This is a genomic window from Neobacillus sp. S1115 (assembly GCF_055385565.1).
Genome location: NZ_AP038275.1, coordinates 3882734 through 3904044 on the forward strand (window position 1 = coordinate 3882734; position 21311 = coordinate 3904044).

21 protein-coding genes are annotated in these 21311 nt (G+C 38.5%); 9 read left to right on the forward strand and 12 right to left on the reverse strand.

What is annotated here, in order from left to right:
• Positions 1-39 precede the first annotated feature (39 nt).
• The 4 genes from ACZ5B7_RS18705 to ACZ5B7_RS18720 all read left to right on the forward strand — a co-directional run bounded on the left by ACZ5B7_RS18705 (position 40) and on the right by ACZ5B7_RS18720 (position 3283).
• A complete protein-coding gene (locus ACZ5B7_RS18705; protein ID WP_464490539.1) occupies positions 40-564 on the forward strand; it encodes an NAD(P)H-dependent oxidoreductase in 525 nt (174 codons plus the stop codon).
• Positions 565-579: 15 nt separating this feature from the next.
• A complete protein-coding gene (locus ACZ5B7_RS18710; RefSeq protein WP_464490540.1) occupies positions 580-1602 on the forward strand; it encodes an aldo/keto reductase in 1023 nt (340 codons plus the stop codon).
• Between the two features lie 30 nt (positions 1603-1632).
• Entirely contained in the window at positions 1633-2469 is an 837-nt protein-coding gene (locus tag ACZ5B7_RS18715) for an SDR family oxidoreductase (protein WP_464490541.1), read from the forward strand.
• Positions 2470-2572: 103 nt separating this feature from the next.
• Positions 2573-3283 (forward strand): SDR family NAD(P)-dependent oxidoreductase, encoded by a 711-nt coding sequence (locus ACZ5B7_RS18720; RefSeq protein WP_464490542.1) that lies wholly within the window; start codon positions 2573-2575, stop codon positions 3281-3283.
• 148 nt (positions 3284-3431) lie between these two features.
• Here the strand turns inward: ACZ5B7_RS18720 and ACZ5B7_RS18725 are convergent, their stop codons facing one another.
• The 4 genes from ACZ5B7_RS18725 to ACZ5B7_RS18740 all read right to left on the reverse strand — a co-directional run bounded on the left by ACZ5B7_RS18725 (position 3432) and on the right by ACZ5B7_RS18740 (position 7966).
• Positions 3432-3926 carry a PTS sugar transporter subunit IIA gene (locus tag ACZ5B7_RS18725; protein WP_464490543.1) on the reverse strand — a complete coding sequence of 165 codons (495 nt, stop codon included), beginning with the start codon at positions 3924-3926 and terminating at the stop codon, positions 3432-3434.
• Between the two features lie 148 nt (positions 3927-4074).
• A complete protein-coding gene (locus ACZ5B7_RS18730; RefSeq protein WP_464490544.1) occupies positions 4075-5400 on the reverse strand; it encodes a 6-phospho-alpha-glucosidase in 1326 nt (441 codons plus the stop codon).
• 62 nt (positions 5401-5462) lie between these two features.
• Entirely contained in the window at positions 5463-7064 is a 1602-nt protein-coding gene (locus ACZ5B7_RS18735) for a PTS transporter subunit EIIC (RefSeq protein WP_464490545.1), read from the reverse strand.
• Positions 7065-7192: 128 nt separating this feature from the next.
• A complete protein-coding gene (locus ACZ5B7_RS18740) occupies positions 7193-7966 on the reverse strand; it encodes a MurR/RpiR family transcriptional regulator (protein ID WP_464490546.1) in 774 nt (257 codons plus the stop codon).
• Positions 7967-8266: 300 nt separating this feature from the next.
• On the opposite strand from ACZ5B7_RS18740, the gene ACZ5B7_RS18745 reads away from it, so the two are divergent.
• The 3 genes from ACZ5B7_RS18745 (at position 8267) to ACZ5B7_RS18755 (ending at position 10389) form a co-directional block, all read left to right on the forward strand.
• On the forward strand, positions 8267-8437 hold the full coding sequence (locus ACZ5B7_RS18745; protein ID WP_213145550.1) for a hypothetical protein: 171 nt from the start codon (positions 8267-8269) through the stop codon (positions 8435-8437).
• Positions 8438-8576: 139 nt separating this feature from the next.
• On the forward strand, positions 8577-9752 hold the full coding sequence (locus tag ACZ5B7_RS18750) for an MGDG synthase family glycosyltransferase (RefSeq protein ID WP_464490547.1): 1176 nt from the start codon (positions 8577-8579) through the stop codon (positions 9750-9752).
• Between the two features lie 103 nt (positions 9753-9855).
• Complete coding sequence (locus ACZ5B7_RS18755; protein ID WP_464490548.1) at positions 9856-10389, forward strand: phosphatase PAP2 family protein; 534 nt, start codon at positions 9856-9858, stop codon at positions 10387-10389.
• Positions 10390-10463: 74 nt separating this feature from the next.
• Here the strand turns inward: ACZ5B7_RS18755 and ACZ5B7_RS18760 are convergent, their stop codons facing one another.
• Positions 10464-12305 carry a S9 family peptidase gene (locus tag ACZ5B7_RS18760; RefSeq protein ID WP_464490549.1) on the reverse strand — a complete coding sequence of 614 codons (1842 nt, stop codon included), beginning with the start codon at positions 12303-12305 and terminating at the stop codon, positions 10464-10466.
• A gap of 242 nt (positions 12306-12547) precedes the next feature.
• Between ACZ5B7_RS18760 and ACZ5B7_RS18765 the strand changes: the two genes are divergently transcribed.
• Positions 12548-13930 (forward strand): chloride channel protein, encoded by a 1383-nt coding sequence (locus tag ACZ5B7_RS18765; protein WP_464490550.1) that lies wholly within the window; start codon positions 12548-12550, stop codon positions 13928-13930.
• Between the two features lie 339 nt (positions 13931-14269).
• On the opposite strand, the gene ACZ5B7_RS18770 is transcribed toward ACZ5B7_RS18765, so the two are convergent.
• From ACZ5B7_RS18770 to ACZ5B7_RS18795, 6 genes are all read right to left on the reverse strand, one after another.
• Positions 14270-14740, reverse strand: a complete 471-nt coding sequence (locus ACZ5B7_RS18770; RefSeq protein ID WP_464490551.1) for a hypothetical protein — start codon at positions 14738-14740, stop codon at positions 14270-14272.
• Between the two features lie 470 nt (positions 14741-15210).
• The gene (locus ACZ5B7_RS18775) at positions 15211-16131 is read right to left on the reverse strand and encodes an AEC family transporter (protein ID WP_464490552.1); all 921 of its coding nucleotides are present in this window, start codon (positions 16129-16131) and stop codon (positions 15211-15213) included.
• 37 nt (positions 16132-16168) lie between these two features.
• Positions 16169-16477, reverse strand: a complete 309-nt coding sequence (locus ACZ5B7_RS18780) for a hypothetical protein (protein WP_464490553.1) — start codon at positions 16475-16477, stop codon at positions 16169-16171.
• 581 nt (positions 16478-17058) lie between these two features.
• Positions 17059-17931 carry a LysR family transcriptional regulator gene (locus ACZ5B7_RS18785; protein ID WP_464490554.1) on the reverse strand — a complete coding sequence of 291 codons (873 nt, stop codon included), beginning with the start codon at positions 17929-17931 and terminating at the stop codon, positions 17059-17061.
• Between the two features lie 138 nt (positions 17932-18069).
• Positions 18070-18915: an aldo/keto reductase gene (locus ACZ5B7_RS18790; protein ID WP_464490555.1), complete on the reverse strand. Its 846-nt coding sequence runs from the start codon at positions 18913-18915 to the stop codon at positions 18070-18072.
• A gap of 13 nt (positions 18916-18928) precedes the next feature.
• On the reverse strand, positions 18929-20152 hold the full coding sequence (locus tag ACZ5B7_RS18795) for an MFS transporter (RefSeq protein WP_464490556.1): 1224 nt from the start codon (positions 20150-20152) through the stop codon (positions 18929-18931).
• Between the two features lie 197 nt (positions 20153-20349).
• Here ACZ5B7_RS18795 and ACZ5B7_RS18800 point away from each other — a divergent pair, with 197 nt between their 5' ends.
• Entirely contained in the window at positions 20350-20721 is a 372-nt protein-coding gene (locus ACZ5B7_RS18800) for a winged helix-turn-helix transcriptional regulator (protein ID WP_213145544.1), read from the forward strand.
• A gap of 166 nt (positions 20722-20887) precedes the next feature.
• On the opposite strand, the gene ACZ5B7_RS18805 is transcribed toward ACZ5B7_RS18800, so the two are convergent.
• Complete coding sequence (locus ACZ5B7_RS18805; protein ID WP_464490557.1) at positions 20888-21220, reverse strand: nuclear transport factor 2 family protein; 333 nt, start codon at positions 21218-21220, stop codon at positions 20888-20890.
• Positions 21221-21311: the final 91 nt, after the last annotated feature.

A 21311-nucleotide genomic window follows, 5' to 3' on the forward strand; every position in this document is an offset into this window, starting at 1 on the left:
GTTTGCGTATGTATATAAACAATTAAAAGGTGATCAAAGATGAAAACATTAGTTATTGTAGCACATCCAAACTTGGAACAATCGAAGGTAAATAGAACGTGGATGAACCGTCTTCAACAAGAAGAAAATGTTACAGTCCATAATTTATATGCACATTACCCAACATTTGAGATTGATGTGGAAAAAGAACAGCAGCTTCTTTTGAAGCATGATCGTATCGTTTTACAATTCCCATTCTACTGGTACAGTTCACCCGCTTTATTAAAACAATGGCAGGATTTGGTCCTTACTTACGGTTGGGCATATGGGTCGCAAGGAACGAAATTGCGTGGAAAAGACTTTATGTTAGCTATTTCAACAGGCGGACCGGAAGATGCCTATCAAGCCGGAGGATACAATCACTACAGCATGAGCGAATTAACCAAACCATTTCAGGCAACCGCTAACTTGACCGGTATGAGGTTCTTGCCTACTTTTACGAAGCAGGGAGTACGCCTCTTAACGAACGAAAAAGTCCTCGAAAGTGCTGAAGAGCTGGTACGTCATCTGAAAAATAACTATTAGAAAAGAGGTCTTATAATGAATTATAAATTGTTAGGAAGAAGCGGCTTACGAGTATCTGAATTAGCTTTAGGTACAATGACGTTTGGGGAAGACTGGGGATTTGGCGCTTCTAAGGAAGAAAGCAAAAAAATTTTCAATGCTTTCGTTGAAGCTGGTGGGAATTTTATTGATACGGCTGTTAATTATACGAATGGAACAAGTGAAAAATATGTTGGGGAATTTATTCGTGAAAAGCGTGAACAGTTTGTTGTTGCGACAAAATATACACTCAACACTCGTCCACAAGATCCAAATGGCGGCGGCAACCATCGAAAAAATCTCGTTCAATCCTTTGAAAAGAGCTTAAAACAGCTTCAGACCGAGTATATAGATTTGCTTTGGCTTCATGCTTGGGATTTCATGTCACCGGTCGAAGAAGTGATGCGTGCACTTGACGATTTAGTTCGTTCTGGAAAAATTCTTTATGTAGGAGTCTCGGATACACCTGCTTGGATTGTTTCACAAGCTAATATGCTTGCCACTCTCCGTGGTTGGACTCCATTTATCGGCTTGCAAGTAGAGTACAATTTGTTACAGCGAACTCCAGAAAGAGATTTATTACCAATGGCACGCGCTTTAGATATTGGAGTTACTGCATGGGCACCAATGGCTGGCGGTGCACTAACGGGAAAATACAATAATCCTTCAGCTGAAAAAGGGAGATTATCTCCTCAAAGTGCACGCTTAAATGAACGCAACCGGGCTATTGCTGCGGTTGTGGAAGAAATCGCAAAAGAACTAGCAGTTTCCCCTGCCCAAGTTGCAATAAACTGGGTCCGTCAACAAGCTGGTACCGTCATTCCGCTAATTGGTGCAAAACGTGAAGAACAAATGAAAGACAATCTAGGAACTTTGGCTTTCCGTCTTTCAGAAACACATCTTACCCAATTAAATGATGCTAGCAAAATTGACCTGGGGTTCCCACATGATTTTCTAGCATCTGAATCTGTTTTAAATGCCATCCATGGAAAAACGTTTGGAAAGATTGAAAAAAAATAATATTGAATTGCTTGAGAAGGGGAGAAATCGATGAAAGGGAAAATTTGTTTAATTACTGGAGGCAACTCAGGGATTGGTAAAGCAACAGCCATAGAATTAGCTAAAAAAGGAGCAACAATTGTTCTACTATGCAGAAATGAGGAACGAGGCAAAAAAGCGATTCAAGATATTATTGAAGTAACAGGTAATACCCAAGTAGATCTCCTTCTTGCTGATTTATCATCTCAGCGTTCAGTCAAAAATGCAGCAGATCAATTTAAGAATAAGTATAACAAGTTGGATGTTTTAATTAATAATGCAGCAGTTTTTCTAGCAAAACGTTCTGAAACTAAAGATGGAATTGAAACCACGTTTGCCACAAACTATTTATCTCATTTTATCCTTTCCCACCTCTTACTAGAGTCGCTTGAAACAAGTGGTGAAGGAAGAATTATTAATGTAGCCTCCAAGCACAATGGAATTAAAATGAACTTTGACGACCTTATGACCAAACAAAATTATGCTTTTTTCAGAGCAGTAGGTCCTACTAAATTAGGTTTAATTTTATTTACTAAGGAATTTTCAAAGAGACTTTATGGAAAGTGTGTTACTGTTAACAGCCTACATCCAGGAATTATCCGCACTAATCTTATGCATGACATGCCTTGGTTACTACGGACGATATTCAAAACGTTCTCAACTAATCCGAAAAAAGGTGCAATTACACCAGTCTATCTTGCCTCCTCCCCTGCTGTTCTTGGCGTTAGCGGTAAATTCTATGTTAACTGCAAAGAAACTGAAACTACTGAAGCTGCAAATGACCAAGATTCTGCCCGAAAATTATGGGACATCAGTATGAGCCTAATCAAGCCTGGAATCCTCTTTTAGGGGCTCCAATCTTTTTGTTAAAAATCACTTTGACTTAAACCTAGATTTAGGTTGTATCTTTTAATTGTATCTAATTAAAATAAAATATTGGAGGAATTAAAATATGACTAAATTCGCTTTTGTAACTGGTGCTAATAAAGGTATTGGCTACGAGATTGTCCGCCAATTAGCAGAAAAAAATTATCACGTATTTTTAGGAGCACGCAATGAAGAACTCGGACAAAAAGCTGTAGAATCTTTAGGCTTTTCGAATGTTTCATTTGTTCAAGTTGATATTTCAGATACACAATCAATTCAAAACTCAAAAAATAAAATCCTTGAAGTAACGGATCACTTGGATTTGTTAATAAATAACGCAGGGATTGCACTCGATTTCGGTATTTTGCCTAGTGAATTAAAAATAGAAACGCTACGTAAAGAATTTGATGTTAACTTCTTTGGAACATTTCAGATGATCCAAACCTTTTTTCCAATAGTAAAAAAATCTCATGGTGGGAAAATTGTAAACGTCACTACCGATATGGCTTCGCAAACGATGTTTGACAATGGTCAAGCTGGACATCTTAATATTCTAGGTTATAATTCATCAAAAACCGCTGTGAATTCTTTAACATTAGCCTTTGGTAAAGAATTTGGTGCAACCGGTCCTGAAATTTTAGGGGTTACTCCTGGTTTTACCACTACTGACCTTAATGGAAATGCCCCAGGGGGAAAAACAACTGCAGAAGGTGCACAAATCATTGTTAAATACGCCCTAAGCGAAACAAATTATAATGGAAAAATCCTTAATATAAATGGGATTATTCCCTGGTAAACACCATAAGGGCAATCCTATGAATTATACGATGTGAGATAAAATAGTAATAAAAAAGACCAACGTACACATACACGTTGGTCTTTTTGCAATATTTTGTAGAGTTGCCTTGTAACACAACTTTCTAACCCAACAACGAATCTTTTTTCTACTTCATTTTCACCTGCAACAAAACAGATTCCCCACGTTTTACTGAGGTATCTTCCGTTTTAGTTAAAGTGTCAACTGCATCAAAGTTTGTAATCACAACTGGCGAAATGATGCTTTCCGCTTTTTCCTTGACCATCTCCAGGTCAAAGGTAACAAGCTTGTCACCAGCTTTAACTTGATCACCTTGTTTTACATGGCCTTCAAAGCCTTCTCCACCCATCGCTACGGTTTCCATTCCGATATGAATGAGGATTTCCAAGCCATCTTTGCTGCGAATTCCAACAGCATGATTGGTTGGAAAAATTTGCGCAATCTCACCGTCCATCGGTGCTACGACTACTCCTTCAGTAGGCTCAACCGCAATCCCGTCGCCAATCATTTTCTGACTGAATACCTGGTCAGGAACATCTTCAATTTTGACCACTTTTCCAGTAATCGGTGAAACAAGGGTCATTGTTGTTGACTCTTTTTTTCCAAATAGCTTTTTAAACATTCTATTTTCCTCCTATTCGCAAGATGCCCGTATGAAAAGGCGAAAAAGCTCTCCGCTTCTTTCGCCTTTCATTCATCTTATATTAAATTACCATGAAAACCCATCGAAACGATTCTTACAGATGATGCATAAGAACCGTCCCCATGCATCAGTGCAACTCTGGCCAGTATGCTTTATTAGCTTCGATTAAGTCATCTAAGATTTCTTTTGCTACTTTAGCGCTTGGCACTGTTTTTGATAGTGTTAGAGCTTGCCATAGTTTTTGGTAGCTGCCTTCGATGTAGGCTTGGACAACTAGTTTTTCGACTGTTACCTGCTGGTACATTAATGCTCTTTGGAATTCAGGAATCTTACCTTGGCTTAATGGTTCTGGACCGTCGCTGCCGATAATACATGGAACCTCCACCATGGCATCGTCATCAAAGTTAGCAATAGCACCATTGTTTTCAACAATCAACAGCATTCTTTCATGTGTATTAAAGGCAATGGCACGAGCAAGGTCGACGATAAAGACTGCATGAGCACCCATTTCAAATTCACAGCCTTCCGCTGTTCCTCTTTCAATGATGTTTCTTGCTGTTGAAAAGACCGTCTTTTCTCTGCCGGCGATGACTTCATTGGCCCGTGTGAATTCAGGATTTGAATGTTCCACCACATAATCAGGGTAGAAGTAATATTTTAAATAGGTGTTAGGCAAGAATCTTGGATCGACCGCTAACAGATCCTTCGCTTTCTTATGTGTCTCCTGCCAGCTTGCATCGGTATGCTGGGTGTCCACTTCTTTTTGTGTCAGATAGCCATTCTCTGCGACATAATCACGAATTTGCGGCAGATATTCATGTCCTTCTTTATCTTTTACGCTTGTCCACCAGCCAAAGTGGTTTAATCCGAAATAACGTACTTCCAAGTCCTGTGGCTGTTTGCCAATGATATGCGACATTCTACGCAGCGTTCCGACAGGCATATCGCAAATGTTCAATACCTTAGAATTTGGACGCACCACTCGGCAAGCTTCTGCTACAATGGCTGCAGGATTAGAATAGTTTAACATCCATGCATCCGGTGAGTATTTTTCCATGATGTCAATCAACTCGATCATGTCACCGATGCTTCTCATACCATATGCAATTCCGCCAGGTCCGCAGGTTTCTTGGCCGACGACCCCATGCTTTAATGGAATCTTTTCATCTTTTTCGCGCATTTCATATTTTCCCGTACGAATATGGGCAAAACAGAAGTCGATATCGGTGAATGCTTCTTCTGGATCAGTTGTAAAAGAGTATTCAATATCCGGTGCATTTTCTTTCATTACAATGTCCAGTGCTTCTCCTAAAACCGCTTGTCTTTCTTTGTCATTATCATATAATTTTAATTTCCGAAGCGGGAAACGGTCCAGATTATCCAATAGCATCATCACAATACCCGGTGTATAGGTGCTTCCTCCGCCTGCAATTACTACTGAGAATTTCTTCATGTTCTCCATTCCCTTCTATTATCTGTCTTCTCTTTGTTGTATAGGTTTCTATCTGTTAATGTTTATTCGTTTGTGCTTAATCCTAAGTAGCTGTCTACCGCTTTACGGATGTTTGTTACCTGTAAGCCATAAACAACCTGTACATTTTTGTCTTTAATAATAACTCCGCTGGCACCTGTTTCTTTTTTCAACACATCTTCATTTACCCTTTCAGGATGCTCCAGAGTTAAGCGAAGTCGTGTATAACAATTTGTTACAGTATTAATATTGCTTACTCCACCCAAGGCATCGACGATTACAGGGGCAATTCCGTCATTTCCTTGCGGCACAGGATCCCCAGCTGTTCCTGCACTTTTCTTTGCTTTGTAATCTTTCTTTGAATACAATTTCGTCTCATTACCTTCATCTTCTCTACCGATTGTTTTGAAGTTGAATTTTACAATCAAGAAGCGGAAGACCACGTAATAGATCACAAAGAAGATTAATCCGATTAAAATGTACATTGGCCAGTGTGTCTTTTGAATTCCGAGCGGTAGATTGAAAAGCAAGAAGTCAATCATTCCGTTTGGTCCAATCGCACGGACGTCAAATAGATGGAACGTTACCATCGCTAAACCGCTTAAACCAGCGTGAACTACGAACAATAATGGTGCAACGAACATGAATGAGAATTCAATTGGTTCTGTGACACCTGCGATAAAAGATGTAACTGCAGCTGGAATCAGGATTGCTTTTACCTTGGCTTTATTTTCAGGCTTGGCAGTATGATACATTGCCAAACATGCGCCAATTAAACCGAACATTTTTGAAATCCCGCGGGCATCCCAAACGACGCTTGGAGAAAGCTCTTTTACGCTTGGATCGGCAATTTCCGCATAATAAATATTTCTTGCCCCTTCGAATACTTTGCCGCCAACTTCAGCAGTACCGCCCAATTCTGTGTATAAGAATGGTGTATAGATAAGGTGGTGCAGCCCGGTTGGAATTAACAAACGTTCCAATGCTCCGTATAAGAAAATTCCGAAGCTGCCGCTGTGGTTAATCAGTGTTCCAAGCTTGTTAATGCCAGTTTGGAAATATGGCCAAATAAATGTAAGAGCGATGGATAATAGCACAACGACTGGAATTAGAACGATAAAGACAAATCGTGAGCCGCCGTAAATTTGAAACGCGCCATTAAATTCTGTATCAATGAATTTGTTATGAACCATTGCTGTGATGATACCGAGGATTAGTCCAAGGAACACACCCATGTCCAGGATTTGCACACCTAATACAAGAGTTTGTCCAGTCCCTTGCAAGGTTTCTCCTTCATAGAGAACCCCGCTCAACTGCATAAATTTATTCATCGCATTGACAAACACCAGGTAGCCTAACAATGCGGTAAATCCAGCGACAGCTTTTTCTTTATTCGCTAAACCGACCGTAATCCCGACACAGAAAATAAGTCCCAAGTTACCAAGAATTGAAACCAATGATCCTGTTAAAATTGTTCCAAAACCGGTTGTAATCGGATTATTTAAAAATGGGATGACTTCTAATAGTCTTTGATTGGTTAGTAAGTTCCCTAGGGCAATTAAAATACCCGCAATCGGCAAAATAAGTACCGGAATGAACATCGCTTTGGAAAAGCGCTGCATGCCATCCATGACTTTCGCTTTCATTTTGCCTTCCCCTCCTGTAATTGTTTTTTGTATTCGTTTTCGTCGACAGGTTTAGAATACAATGTAACCGTTTTAGAGTCGATAGATTCAACAAGATAAAAAACGTGTTTCACACATTGAAACACGTTTCACTCGTTGCTGTCTTTTTTATGCATAATTGTTTCAACATACTGCTTGATGATAAATTCAAACATCAGCATAAGACTTGGAAAAAAGCTGTTTGGCAGCATATTTCGGTCATCCAGTTTACTATGGTCGATGATCTTAAAATTCAAATTGGAAAGCTCAGCGATCCGATTGTCTGTTTCTTTTGTGAATGACACCGTAAAAATTTGATGCTCTTTGGCTGCCTGTAATTTATCGATGATTAGCTGTGTTTCACCTGATTTGGAAATGACGACTAAGGCCCCGATATCTTCCAAATTATTTTCGAATACGCCAATCGAATCTGTCCCGCTTGCAAAAATGGTTTTTCTGCCCAATACCAATAATTTTTTATACAAGTATTCTGCAGCAATGGCGGAAAAACCGGTGGCGTAAATAAAAATATAGCTTTGCTTAAGGTTTAGTACATTGTCTATAAAGGATTGGAAATCTTCCAGCGAATTATGGTCCAGAAAATCCTTCTCACTAATTTCCAAAAAATCCTCCATCACGCCGCTTTGCGGTAAATCTGCTTTCTTGACAAGCGGCAGAAGCTGATAATACATATCGACAAATCCGGTATAGCCTAATTTTTTGGACAGGCGGATGACAGTTGCCGGAGAAGTGAAATTTTCTTTTGCTATTTTCCTTACTCCCATTTGCAAAACAATGTCGATATTTTCAATGATATATTGAACAAGCTGGACATCTATTTCGGTTAAATTTTTCCCTTGAACAATTTTACTAATATCAATCATATATTACCCACTCTCACTCGATGAAGCCCTTGCTATCAATAGTTTTTATTATATCGGAATAGGAGTTTTACTACAATCTTATGACGGAGGAAAAACATTTATAGCGAGGAGTTATAAAAATAGAAAATGAACCAATAATCCAGTTTCGTAAATTATAAGTAAATTTTAAATAGAAACTATTAAAGCCGTTTATAGATACGGTTAATTCATGTTAAGAATTGGAAAATCATCTCTTTTTTTCCTCAAAAGCTTGTATGATAAGACTGTAATAAAAAATGCAACATTCAAGGAGGAAGAAAGATGAAATTCAAAAAATGGCTTTTTGCTTTGATGTCAGCATTAATGTTACTCGGAGTTGCAACGGCATGCTCAGATACCAGCTCAAAAACAGATGATACGAACACTGAACAAACCGACGATGGTTCCCAAGATGATGGATCACAAAATGAAGATGGCAATTCTGGTCAATAAGCAGGAAGAAAAAAGTGAAACAAGACGGGTGCTGCCGTCTTGTTTGCTATTTTCATATCTTCTTTCTTTTCATATTTCTTTACGTAGGTGTCAGAACTCATACTACGAATTATAAAAAAACTTAAAAAGGGCTGATACTATGGAAAAGACATTATTGATTATTTCTTCCGACCATACAGGACATGGTCATAAAAGCATAACAGAAGCACTGTGTGAAAAGGTCAAATCTTTCAATGGAGTAAAAATTCATGTTGTGGATGGGTTTTCGCTTGGAAAGCCATTACTGTCAAAAATCGGTGAAGCTTATGGTCCCCTCACAAGAAATTCCGAAACACTATGGAAAATGATTTGGAAACTATCAGCTGAAAAACCCTCCATCGTCAACCATTTTTTTGAAGGACTTATTAAAGATCATTTTCTTCAACTTCTTCACGATATAAAGCCCGATATGATTTTATCAGTTCATCCCAATTTTAATGGTTCCATCTTGAACATCCTTGAGAAGCAAAACGTAAAGATCCCTTTCATTACCTTAATCGCTGACCTTGTAAACATTTCCCCCCTATGGCTGGATAAGCGGGCAGAAACCATCATTTGTCCCACGTTTGAGGCCCAATTTAAGTGTATTGATCTTGGGATTCCGCTTCAGAAGATAAAGGTTATAGGATTTCCAGTCCGATCTCGCTTTTTCCGAAAGAGCGATCCACAACCTAAACTCTATAGAAAAGAAAAACCGTTAAAATGTTTGATCATGAGCGGCGGTGAAGGTGTAGGAAACATGGAGAAAATAGCGAAAAGCCTCCTTAATCATTTCAATTGTACGGTAAAAATTGCAGCGGGAAGAAATGAAAAACTTAAAGCAAAACTGACGAGAGCACTTAAGCCCCCATATGGTGATCGAGTTGAGATTTATGGGTTCACGAAAAATATTCAAGATTTGATGCTGCAATCTGATATCGCTTTTACCAGGGGAAGCCCCAATGTCATGTTTGAGGCAATCGCTGCCAATACGCCGCTAATCATTACAGGAGCTTTGCCAGGTCAAGAAGAGGATAATCCAGCCTTCGCCGAAATTTTCAATTTGGGAGTAGTTTGCAAAAACCCAAAGGAAATTAGACTGACTGTAACGAACCTACTCGAAAATAATGGTGAAAAACTCAACAAAATAATAAACTCCCAAAGAAAATTCATCCATGCAAACGCCGCCGAAGACATTCTAACATTTATATTGAGGCATGGGGACGGTTCTCATGCATCATTAAAGCCTGAATCGCCAGCAAAACAAGATAATTTACAATTCTTAATTTATTCTTAACACCAGTTTCATAAAAACTGGCCGTTTTCCCTTTATAATGGAAGAAACCCTATGTTTGGGTTTTAGACTGAAGTGAGTATTTTACTTATAAGGGGAGCCGAGCATGAGCAAAATCATCCATGTGCTTTACGGGGTCGATTGTCAAATCTTCCAAAAAATCAATCGGTATTTTCATCTGTATTTGTTGAATCTCTTTTTTCGAACGATCACACATTTCGGGGGAGCAAGATTTACGATTATCTCCACAATCTTACTTTTTCTGACATCATGGTCCAGGGAAACGCGGCTTCTTGCCATTTCCAGTGCTCTTGCTTTGGCAGCGAGCCATATTCCAGTCCATCTTGCAAAAGAATTTTTCCCTAGAAAACGACCATATCTAACGATTGAAAAAACGAATATACTGGCTAATCCCTTACAGGACCATTCCTTTCCTTCGGGACATACAACTGCCATCTTTGCGGTATTGACTCCTTATATCTTAACCATCCCATCGTTTTCTTTTGTTCTGATTCTCGTGGGTGTATGTGTAGGGGTTTCAAGAATTTATTTAGGCCTTCATTATCCATCCGACGTGGTTTTCGGAGCCATCCTTGGAATATTGGCTGGCTGTTTATCCTATTCTTTACTATTAATGTAACAGAAGTGCCAAGCGCTACATGTGCATGACAAAAAGGACTAACCAAGTGTGGTCAGTCCTTTTTGTCATGAGATTCACCCAAAGAAGAAAGGATATTCCCGACTCCTTTTAAATCCCCTGCTTCTTTTGTCTTCGATTTCAAAACAACGTTCTAGAAAATCTACGATTGCCTTGTAGGCAATTTCTTTGTTTTTTAGCTTTGAAATCGTATGACCTTCATCTTCGAACCGGATAAAGTCAACAGGGTGTTGTTTTCCCTTCAATTTATTGACGATTTGCTCGGATTCTTTAATATGGACACGAGGATCACCTTCCCCATGGATCACCAATAACGGAGTGGTTATGCGATTTACATGATTCAATGGATCGATTTTATCAAAAAAGTCTCCATCTCTTTCAATCGTTCCGTATTCCGCTTCCCTAAGCTTCTTGCGCCAAGGATGGGTGGTTTCCAAGAACGTTCTAAGGCTCGACATACCCACAATATCAATCGCGGCAGACCATAGCTGTGGATAGTGGCTGATGGCTGCTAGGACCATAAATCCTCCATAGCTGCCTCCCATTATTCCTATCCTATTAGAATCGATGTTCCCATTCACCTTTAGCCATTCAACTAAAAAAACTATATCCTTCAGGGCGTCCATTCTTTTTCTGACATCATCCAATTTCGTGAACGTTTTCCCATAACCTGTACTCCCGCGGATATTTGGTGTGCACACAGCATACCCTTTACCGATTAAATATTGCACAACAGGGTTGTATACAGCACGAGACTGACTCTCAGGACCGCCGTGAATGACAATGACTAACGGAAATTTTTCAGTTGTAAGCTTTGGTTTATAAAAAAATGCTGGAATTTCAAGATGATCAAATGAGCGATAACTTATAAGCTCTGGCTCAACTAATTTATCTTGGAGTATTGGGGAACGGGAAACATAGGTAAGTCTTTCCGACTGTATGCTTTCTAAATCAAGCTCCCAAATATCAGATGGATAGGCCGGGCCATTGAAAACATAAGCCAGTTTTTTGTTATCAGGGGAAAATTTTAAATCTTTTATGATTCCAGTTGGTGTTTTCCACGAATAAAGGTAACTTCGATTTATGTCTAAAAGTACCCCCTTAGATACTCCTCCTTCATTCACGGAAAAGGCTAACAAATTTTTATCATTATTCATTTCGAGTTCTTCAAAATCCCAATTTCCTTGCTCTAGCCACACAAAATGCTTGGTTTTTATATGGATAAGTGCAAGCCCGAAAAATTCGCTATCTTTGTTCGTTAATACATAGATATGATCTCCATCCTTGTTAAAATGGACTTCTCGAAAACTCGCTTCCCCTTTATGCTCTGTTATCCAATCAACAGACCCTGTAGCCAGATCGAGTATGCCTAAATCATTATCCAGGGGAGAGTTTGTCTTTTGGACTAATAATGATTTCCCATCAGGAGACCATTCCACTGCTGTAAAAAGGCCATCTCCGGTTAACAAAGGATGATATTCGAGTGTTTCTAGACTTTGAATATAAATCTCAAAAAATGCTGGATTGCGGCGATTGCTTGACCAGACAATCCATTTTCCATCCGGGGAGCTGCCACCATAGCGATGAACATGATTGGGTGACTTTGTCAGTTCAATCAGTTTCCCATCCTCCTTGAGTAAGAACAACTGCTGATTTTCATTTCCGCCCTCATCCATCCCAATAATACGGTCAGAAGTGCCCTTAACAAGTCCAACAAAGGTAATTCTTTCTTTTGTAAAAGAAATCTGAGCAGGCCATTCTTCCCCACGATTGAGTTCCCAAACTTGTGGTATGCCCGTATAATCGGCAATAAAGCTAAGCTTTTGACCATTAGGGGTATAGACAGGATTCTTGGCATATCGAACGTGCAAATAAGGGTCTATACTCTCTTTAAACAAGAACACCCCTCCCGTTCAATTAAGGGATTATAAAATCACTTAACTGTGTTTAAATATGTGCTGAAAAGGCCCATTTTCATGCCATCGAATCCATTATATTTAGACCTTATTCAAGTTATTCTTTTTGGACGGGGTTATTATACAATACAGGAAAAAAGTTCCCCACTCCGAAATTTCCAATCCCCCCTTCCATTAGACATCTCTTTAATCAAGTGCTATTTTTTAAAAGGGGGTGTTGATTAATGTCACGCATTCGATATGTTGAGCCGCTCGTGATGATAGCAACTATCATCCGCTGGTTTTTATTGGCTACTATTACTGGAGGTATTGTAGGGACAGGGACCAGTCTGTTTTTAAAAGGGCTTTACTTTTCTACAGATAAAACCTCTCACCTTCCTTTGTGGCTGAGTATGATACTTTTGCCGATTGGAGGGCTTTTGAATGGATTGATTTTGTATTTTGGTTATCGGTATGGATCCAAAGATAAAAAGGATTCTGTCATTGCGGCAGTTCATGAACAATCGGGTCTTATGCCTTATAAGACAATCGCTATTAAGCCGATCGCCGCTATCATTACACTTGCTTCGGGCGGGTCTGCAGGTAAGGAAGGTCCTTGCTCCCATATTGGAGGGACGCTTGCTTCCTGGTTCGGCTATCTCCTCCACTTAAATCCCGAGCTCCAAAAACGCCTTGTTGCCTGCGGAGTCAGCGCCGGCTTTGCCAGTGTATTCGGGACGCCTATTGCAGGAGCCATTTATGGAATTGAAGTGTTGACGATTGGACGAATCCGGCATGATTTTATTTTTCCAGCCGTGATTGCCGGTGTTACTTCCTTTGAAGTGAGCAAATTATGGGGAATTTCTTATGATTATTATCCTGTCCATCTTTCCCAGCAGTTTTCTGATGTTTTATTTTTAAAAATTCTTCTCATTGGTATGGTTTGTGGTCTTATTTCATGGTTATTTATTGAATCCTTTGAGAGAGTACGCTGGTTATTCAGTTCCATTCAGCAAAAATTCCATATTTGGCCGCCAATGATGCCATTTGTAGGTGGACTCATTTTATCATTGCTTATTTTAATGATCCCAACCGATTACCTTGGGTTAAGCTTGCCAATTATGGAAAGTGCTTTAAGCGGCGAGCAGGTTTCTTATCTTGGTTGGCTTTGGAAAATTCTACTTGTTTCGATTACTTTGGGTTCTGGTTTCTATGGTGGGATTGTAACACCGCAGTTTGTGATTGGGGCAATTGCAGGGAATGTACTAGCCCAACTTCTTGGGGTCAATCCTGCCTTGGGGGCAGCGGTTGGTATGGTATCCGTTGTTGCCTCAGCATCCAATACCCCAATTGCTGCAGTTTTTATGGGATTCGAGTTATTCGGAAGTTCAACTGGGATTTATGTAGTGGGCGCCTGTATTACCGCCTATATCACGATTGGCCATAGAAGTGTGTATCCTGATCAACTAGTCGCATACCCTAAATCATTGTGGATGAGACTAGTTCCTGACATTGCCTTAGAAAATGAGAAAATTCATGTATCCTATACCCTTTTAAAAAGGATCAGACGATGGCAGCATCAGCAAAAACGATTAAATGGATATTTTAAACGTCCAAAGAAACTATAAAAATATATTGATGGAAATTAACAATAGAAAGAAGATAGTATAAGGTTTTACTATCTTTTTTTCTTTATTAATTTTTCCTTATACTGAAGTTGTTGTCATAAATGAAACCATTTTAAGAAAGGGAAAACATGAGAAAAAAATTCGCCATTATGATATTCCCCCATTATATTTCTGCAAAGTTTTTTACTCGACTTAACCTATCGGCAGCCAGATAAATCAGAAAATAGATTGGAATGAGTAAAGGAAACTCCACTTTACCATTACATAGATCCCAATCCATCGAAAAACAGGCTCACCTATCCTCTAAATTTGGAGATTATTAATAACATTCAATGTCTTTTATTTAATAAACCACTTCCTTGAAAAAGCAGTTTCCGTTATATATTGAAAAGCATAGAGAATCAAAGCCCTTAAGAAATTCACTCCTAAATATTTAATTTTTGTTAAGTTTACTAAAGAAAATATTTTAAATTCCTTTACAAGCTTTATTGCGCCGAAGATAAACACGGTATGAAGAACAGTATTGGAAATGATGAACATCAGGAATTTACCATAAGTCATTTTTAAAATCCATAAGCTAGTAACTAGGTATGGACCGAAATTCATAAAATTCATGCTATTAAAAGGGCCAATACCTTTATAAAATTCCCACCAGTTTTTCTTTTCACCATACAAATCCAAAGCCTTAGTAAAAGTACACATAAAGATTGCAGTCGGAAGAAATCTTTTAAATGCTTTCCTCCCCATTAATGGTACCGTTAACCAAGGTAGAACCAGTAACAATAGCAAAAACAATTTTTGATTTTTCATTTAAATCACCCAAGGGATATTTTGTTTGATCAGATTTTAGTTTATTTTTAACAAGAATTCCTTACTTATACAGTCCCTTTTTAAGACATAATAAAAAGGCGGCAGAACAGCCTTTCACAGTTTTAAATATATTACCTTTGATAACTTGAAGGAAATCCTCCACTTTTAACTAATCGTGAGTAATCATTATTTTCGAAGCAGCCAACTCAGCTCGCTGTCTAGCCTCATCAACAGTTTCCCCGTTGCTCAATACAACCGCCATCCGAGGCAAATTCAGATAAAGATGGTCAAATTAAATGCATCCTTTTAATGTTTGGGAAACTGGGCATCCCCGTTCAAATACGGCCAATGCACGTTCCGCTGCATCACGCTTCCCTTTTGGGACCTTTAAATCATAATGACAGCTTATTCGGGTAATTCTTTAAACTCCATCAACATTATCAATTGTCCCTTGAACTTGTGCCCGAACTTTATAACAAATGAGCAGAAAATATAACAGTCGTTACTGTTATCATACTGAATAGGGTAGACAACAAAACGGTTTGTGCGGCATATTCAGGATGGTTTCCATATTCCAATGCAAACAACGAACTATTTCTTGAAGTTGGAAAAGAGCTCGCAATAAACAATGACTGTGCTGTAATACCGTCCAGCTTCAATGTTAAAATGATGATTAATGCCATACACGGCGAAAAAATGAGACGTCCGATTAGGCTTAGAACTAGAGGCAGCGAGAAGCTTCTTATTTTCAGGAAAGCACTTTGTGCACCTAGTGTAACAAGGGCGATTGCAATAAATGCGTTTGAAGTATTTTTAATAGGAGTCCAGATGAATTCTGGAATTCTTATGGATACTGCATTGAGAAAGACTCCAAACAAAAAAGCGTATAAAACAGGAGTTTTCAAAAATGCTTTTACTGCTTGGAATTTTGCCTTATCAACAGAAACAGAATTAAATAATCCATAAGTATAAGTTAAGAGGTTTTGAAAAATCATGACCACAACTTGGATCGATAAACCAAGTGGATTATGCTGAAAAACAACCTGGCTGACTGGTAATCCATAATTACCCGAATTAACTAGTACAACACTGTTTTTAAAGGTCGATGAAAGACTACTCTCAAATTTCGCCATTTTAGAAATACCCGTACTGAAAATCATTAAACAAAGACTTTGTAAGACTAGGAAACTAAGAATTTGCAGGAGTGTATCCCCTCTAATTTTACTCTGATAGACATTGGTAAAACTCACAGCAGGCATGAGGAAATAAGAATTTAATTTCGATAAGGTATGCATATCGAATTTAAATTTTCTATGAAGAAATGCTCCAGCTCCAATAAGGGCAAATATGGGTAAAATAACATACAAAGTGATGTGAAATAAAATGCTCATAATAATCCTCTCCATTTAAAGAATGGTATCTTAACTATTAAGATTCAAATATTTGTATAAAAATGGAATAACCCTTGTTATATTCAATTGTTAATGCTAGATCATACGGTCCACAGCTTTCATCGCAAATCTGCTTGATGCCGCTCATTGGCAAGCTAAAATATTTTCCGGTTTTAGGTTCGCTCACTGTTATTCTCCCGGTTTGAATATGAACTTTTGCGTTTTTAATGTAGCTCATAAAACTAAATTCAATTGTATCCTCGATATCATTCGTAAGAACTGCATCGAAATCTTTCCCTTCGTGTGCAGTTAAAAATGTTATAAGTTCCCTTGCATTTCCCTCCAATTACTCTCACCCCTTATCCATTTCATTTTAAAAACAATATCCAAATAGTTGAAATACAAATAAATTATCGACCATCATTCAAAAAAGGAATGACAACATTTCCTGATTGGCACCAACGAAAAAAGCCAGGCGCACAGCCTGACTCAGGTAATTTTCCAATGACCTTGTTTGAGGAATTTCCATTTATTTGGATATACTTTCCGATTCGGGGTGGTTACTTTCCATATTAGAACTAATACTTTCCACTTTAATCATTTTACTTACACTTTTTCACGAAATACTTTCCAAAATCATCATTTTACTTTCCTACCCATATTTCACGCGGAATATCACACAAAAAAGCCTGGCGCCCAGCCTGGTTCAGGTAATTTTCAATGAACTTTTTCGGAAATTTCCATTTAATTGGATTTACTTTCCGGATTGGCGCGGGTACTTTCCAAATTCAAACTAATACTTTCCACTTTAATCATTTTACTTCCACTTTTTCACGAAATACTTTCCAAAATCATCATTTTACTTTCCTACCCATATTTCATTCGGAATTTCACGTTAAAAAAAGCGTGAGCATATGCCCACGCTTTTTAAATAGAAGATTTAAAATCCAATTTCTTCACAAATTCTACAAACTCTTTAATTACTTTAGTCTCAAGTGATTTTCCATGATATAACATCCATGTTTTTCTTACAATAGGATTCCCATTTTTATCTTTTAGAATGATCCGGTTAAGGTGTTGATGCTCCTGAATAAGAACACTAGGAAGGATCCCGTATCCCAATCCGTTCAAAACCATTTCTTTGCATGTATCTGCTTTATCCACTTCCATGCCTATAAAAGGCGGCTGTGAAAATTCCCCACTCCACCAATTATCAATCATCGTCTTTAATAAAGCATCTGTTTCATATTCAATTCTCGGTAATGAAGGCAAGTCATGAAGTTCAATTTTTTCTAATGAGGTCACACAGAGATTTTCTTCAAAGAGTAGTATCTTTGAATCTGGCCACTGATAGTCCCCGCGGACCATACTAATGTGTACATCCCCATTGTATACAAGATTAAATACATCCCTGCTCCATCCCGTTGTAACTTTATAGTTTACTTTTGGGAACTGTTCACGAAAAAGCTTTAAAAGTTGTGGCAGCTTGTGCCTGGTTATGTAATTAGAAACCCCTAATCGTAAGGTTCCGCTAACCTCTTCTCCCATATCCATTACTGTATCTTTAATCTGTTGGAGACGACCCAGCATTTCATCCGCACATTGAGCTAAATATTCTCCTTGGGGTGTAAAGTGAACACCTTTCGTTCCCCGTTTGACAATTTCCACTTGGTATTCTTTTTCTATTTGTTGAATTTTCTTCGTTAATGATGGTTGGGATATATATAAACTCTCAGCCGTTTTCGTGATATTCTTCTTCTCGTAAAGCGCCTTTAAGATTACCCAGTCCTGTTCATCCATTATCTCGATTACCTCATATTTCCATAATCATTAAATTACTATTAATATTACCATATTAAAAATAAGGAAAATAAGATATTTTATTATTTGTATACTAAACAAGGACCCATCTTAATGATGAGTCCTAAATCGTCATATTTAAAAATCAAAATTGTCAGGGTCCGGACCGACACGGTGATTCTGGTTCAAGCCATCAATTAGTTTCATGTCTTCTTCTGTTAACTCAAAATCGAATACTGACGCGTTTTCAACAATGCGATGTTCTTTTGTGGATTTTGGAATCGTCACAACACCGTTTTGTAAATCCCAGCGCAAAATCACTTGAGCAACCGATTTGTTATACTTGTCCGCGATTGTTTGCAGCACTTGGTTATCTAGTAACTGGCCTTGCATGAGCGGAGACCAAGCCTCCAGTTGAATGCCATGTTCTATGCAAAACGCTTGAAGCTCTTTTTGAGTCAAACGCGGATGGAACTCTACTTGGTTCACCATTGGAATTACTTCCGCATCTTTTATTAAATCCTCTAGATGATGAATTTGAAAATTACTTACTCCAATTGCCTTTACTCTGCCCTCTTTATAAAGAGTCTCTAAAGCTTTCCAAGACTCTTTATATTTACCTTCTACAGGCCAATGAATGAGGAATAAATCCAGGTATTCTAAACCGAGTTTATTTAAGCTTTTTTCGTAGGCTGCATTTGTCGAGTCGTACCCTAAATCAGCATTCCAAACCTTCGAGGTTACAAATAATTCTTCTCTGGAAATGCCTGCCTCCTTCATTCCTTCTCTTATACCTTGTCCGACTCCTTCTTCATTTCCGTAAATGGCTGCTGTATCAATGCTGCGATACCCATGCTTAATCGCTGTTTTTACTGCCTGAACCAGTTCCGGACCTTCTTCCACTTTAAACACTCCGATGCCAAACCAAGGCATTTGCACACCGTTATTTAATGTTGTTGTAGCTTTTAAATTTTTTGCTGTCATAAAAATTTACCTCCTAATTGTATTGAAAAATTTGTTTTTGATTCATGTCAGCTGTTTTTTCATCTTTTCTCTCCAGAGCTCGGCTCCAGCCTGTTAAAATCACTGCTCCTGTCACCATTAATGCCCCTATCCAAGGCGTATGAATGAGCCCGATTGAATCCGTTATGACCCCACCTAAGTAGGAACCAATAGCGATACCTGCGTTAAATGCGGCTATGTTAATGGCGGAAGCCACATCCACAGCACTTGGTACAAAACGTTCAGCTAACATCACGACATACACCTGCAATCCAGGCACATTCATAAAAGCTAATAGCCCCATAAGGATAATGGTAATAAAGCCTGCTGCCTTGTATGGAGCGGTGAACGTTAAGACAAATAGAACGATGGCTTGTACGATAAACATATAAAATAATGCAGAAATCGGCTTTCTGTTTGCTGCCTTCCCGCCAATAACATTTCCGATCGCAATCGCAACACCATATACAAGTAAAATTACAGCAACTGTTCCTTCTTTAAAGCCTGTAATCTCTTGAAGCAGTGGAGATAAATACGTAAAGACAACGAACGTCCCGCCGTATCCCAAGGTCGTAATCGCAAATAAAAGTACTAAACGGCCATTTGACAATAGCTTGAGTTGATCACCAAATGTTGTGCGAACACCTTTACGCAATTGAGATGGAATAAGGATGCTTGTAGCAATAAAAGCAATGATTCCAACGGCAACAATGGCCATAAAGGAAGTTCTCCAGCCGAATTCTTGCCCCATGAACGTACCAAAAGGAACTCCTGTAATAGTTGCGACCGTGAGCCCTGTAAACATAATGGCAATGGCGCTTGCCCTGCGGTTTTCCGGTACCAAATCAGCAGCAATAGTAGATCCAATCGACATGAACACCCCATGTGAAAATGCGGAAAGAACACGGGCACCTAGTAAAACACCGATACTATCAGCACTGGCTGCAATGCTGTTGCCAATAATAAAAACAATCATGATCCAAAGTAACAACGACTTCCGTGACATACTAGATGTAAGAGACGTTAGGATCGGCGCCCCAAAGGTTACCCCTAATGCATACAGTGAAACCGTTAATCCAGCTGTCGTGACTGAAATTTGTAAATCTTTCGCTATAAGCGGCAATAAACCTACACTGATAAATTCTGTTGTTCCAATTGCAAATGCGCTCACTGCCAATGCCAAGAGCGCCAATGTACTCTTTTTCTTATCAAAGGACATAAAATGTTTCCCCTCCTGCGCAAAGTATTGTAGTATGATTCAATCTGCTAGCAGATAAATATTGAATATGTTGAAGTTTGACCGGCACATGTTATTATGAAACATATCAATCTAATAGAAAAGTACGTACTTTAAAGTGCTATAGGCACCAAATAGTGTGATAGGTACTTTTTAGTACCTATAGATCTGGAGGTATCATGAATAATAAGAAATATAATATTGCCGTTGAAGCCACATTGGAAGTCATAGGAGGAAAATGGAAGTGTGTCATCCTTTGCCATCTTACACACGGCAAAAAACGCACAAGCGAATTGAAACGGCTGATGCCAAACATTACACAAAAAATGTTGACCCAGCAATTACGTGAACTTGAGGATGACGGGGTCATAAACCGCATTGTGCATAATCAAATTCCACCAAAAGTAGAATATGAACTTAGTGAATATGGATTGAGTTTGAAAGGGATACTTGATTCTTTATGTTCTTGGGGAGAAAAGCATATTACAAAAGTTTATGGGGACAAATTCGCTGTTTTGGAGGAAAGTGTACTTAATGATCATCTGAAATAATAGGTTGCATTTTTTTGAAAGGAACGAAGGCTTATTATTCAAGCTTGGATTTTGCATAGTAGGCCTTCGTTACAGCCGTTAACCAAAGAAGCAGACCAAAATTTCAAGAATATTTTTAGCAAATGTTTTCAGATTGCAAATCTATATTTAAAATCACTTATCCATTTTACTCCCGAATGAACCAAACTTTAGAGATTAAATTATTTTCTATTTCATAAATAGCCATTAAACTAACGGTTTCTCCAGTCATTCCGTTCGTTGCGAATTCCCAATCGATTACCTTATTGCCAACAATTGACCTATTTCTGATTTCAGCAAACATTTTCTTTTTAAATGTTTCCGAATACCTTTCAATTAATGCCTTCTTACCGCTTAAAGTTATCGAATTGTCGGGAAAAGTATGTACCGTAATATCATCTGCATATGTACTGGCAAATCCTTCGATATCTCCTTTGTTATAAAATTCAATTTGCTTCTGAACAACCTGTTCTATTGACATTCATTACACTCCTACATAAAGAATTGTTACACACGACCCCATCTAAGTTGGTTGACTTAGGTTAAATCCTTAAGGGCCCCAGTAAATAATC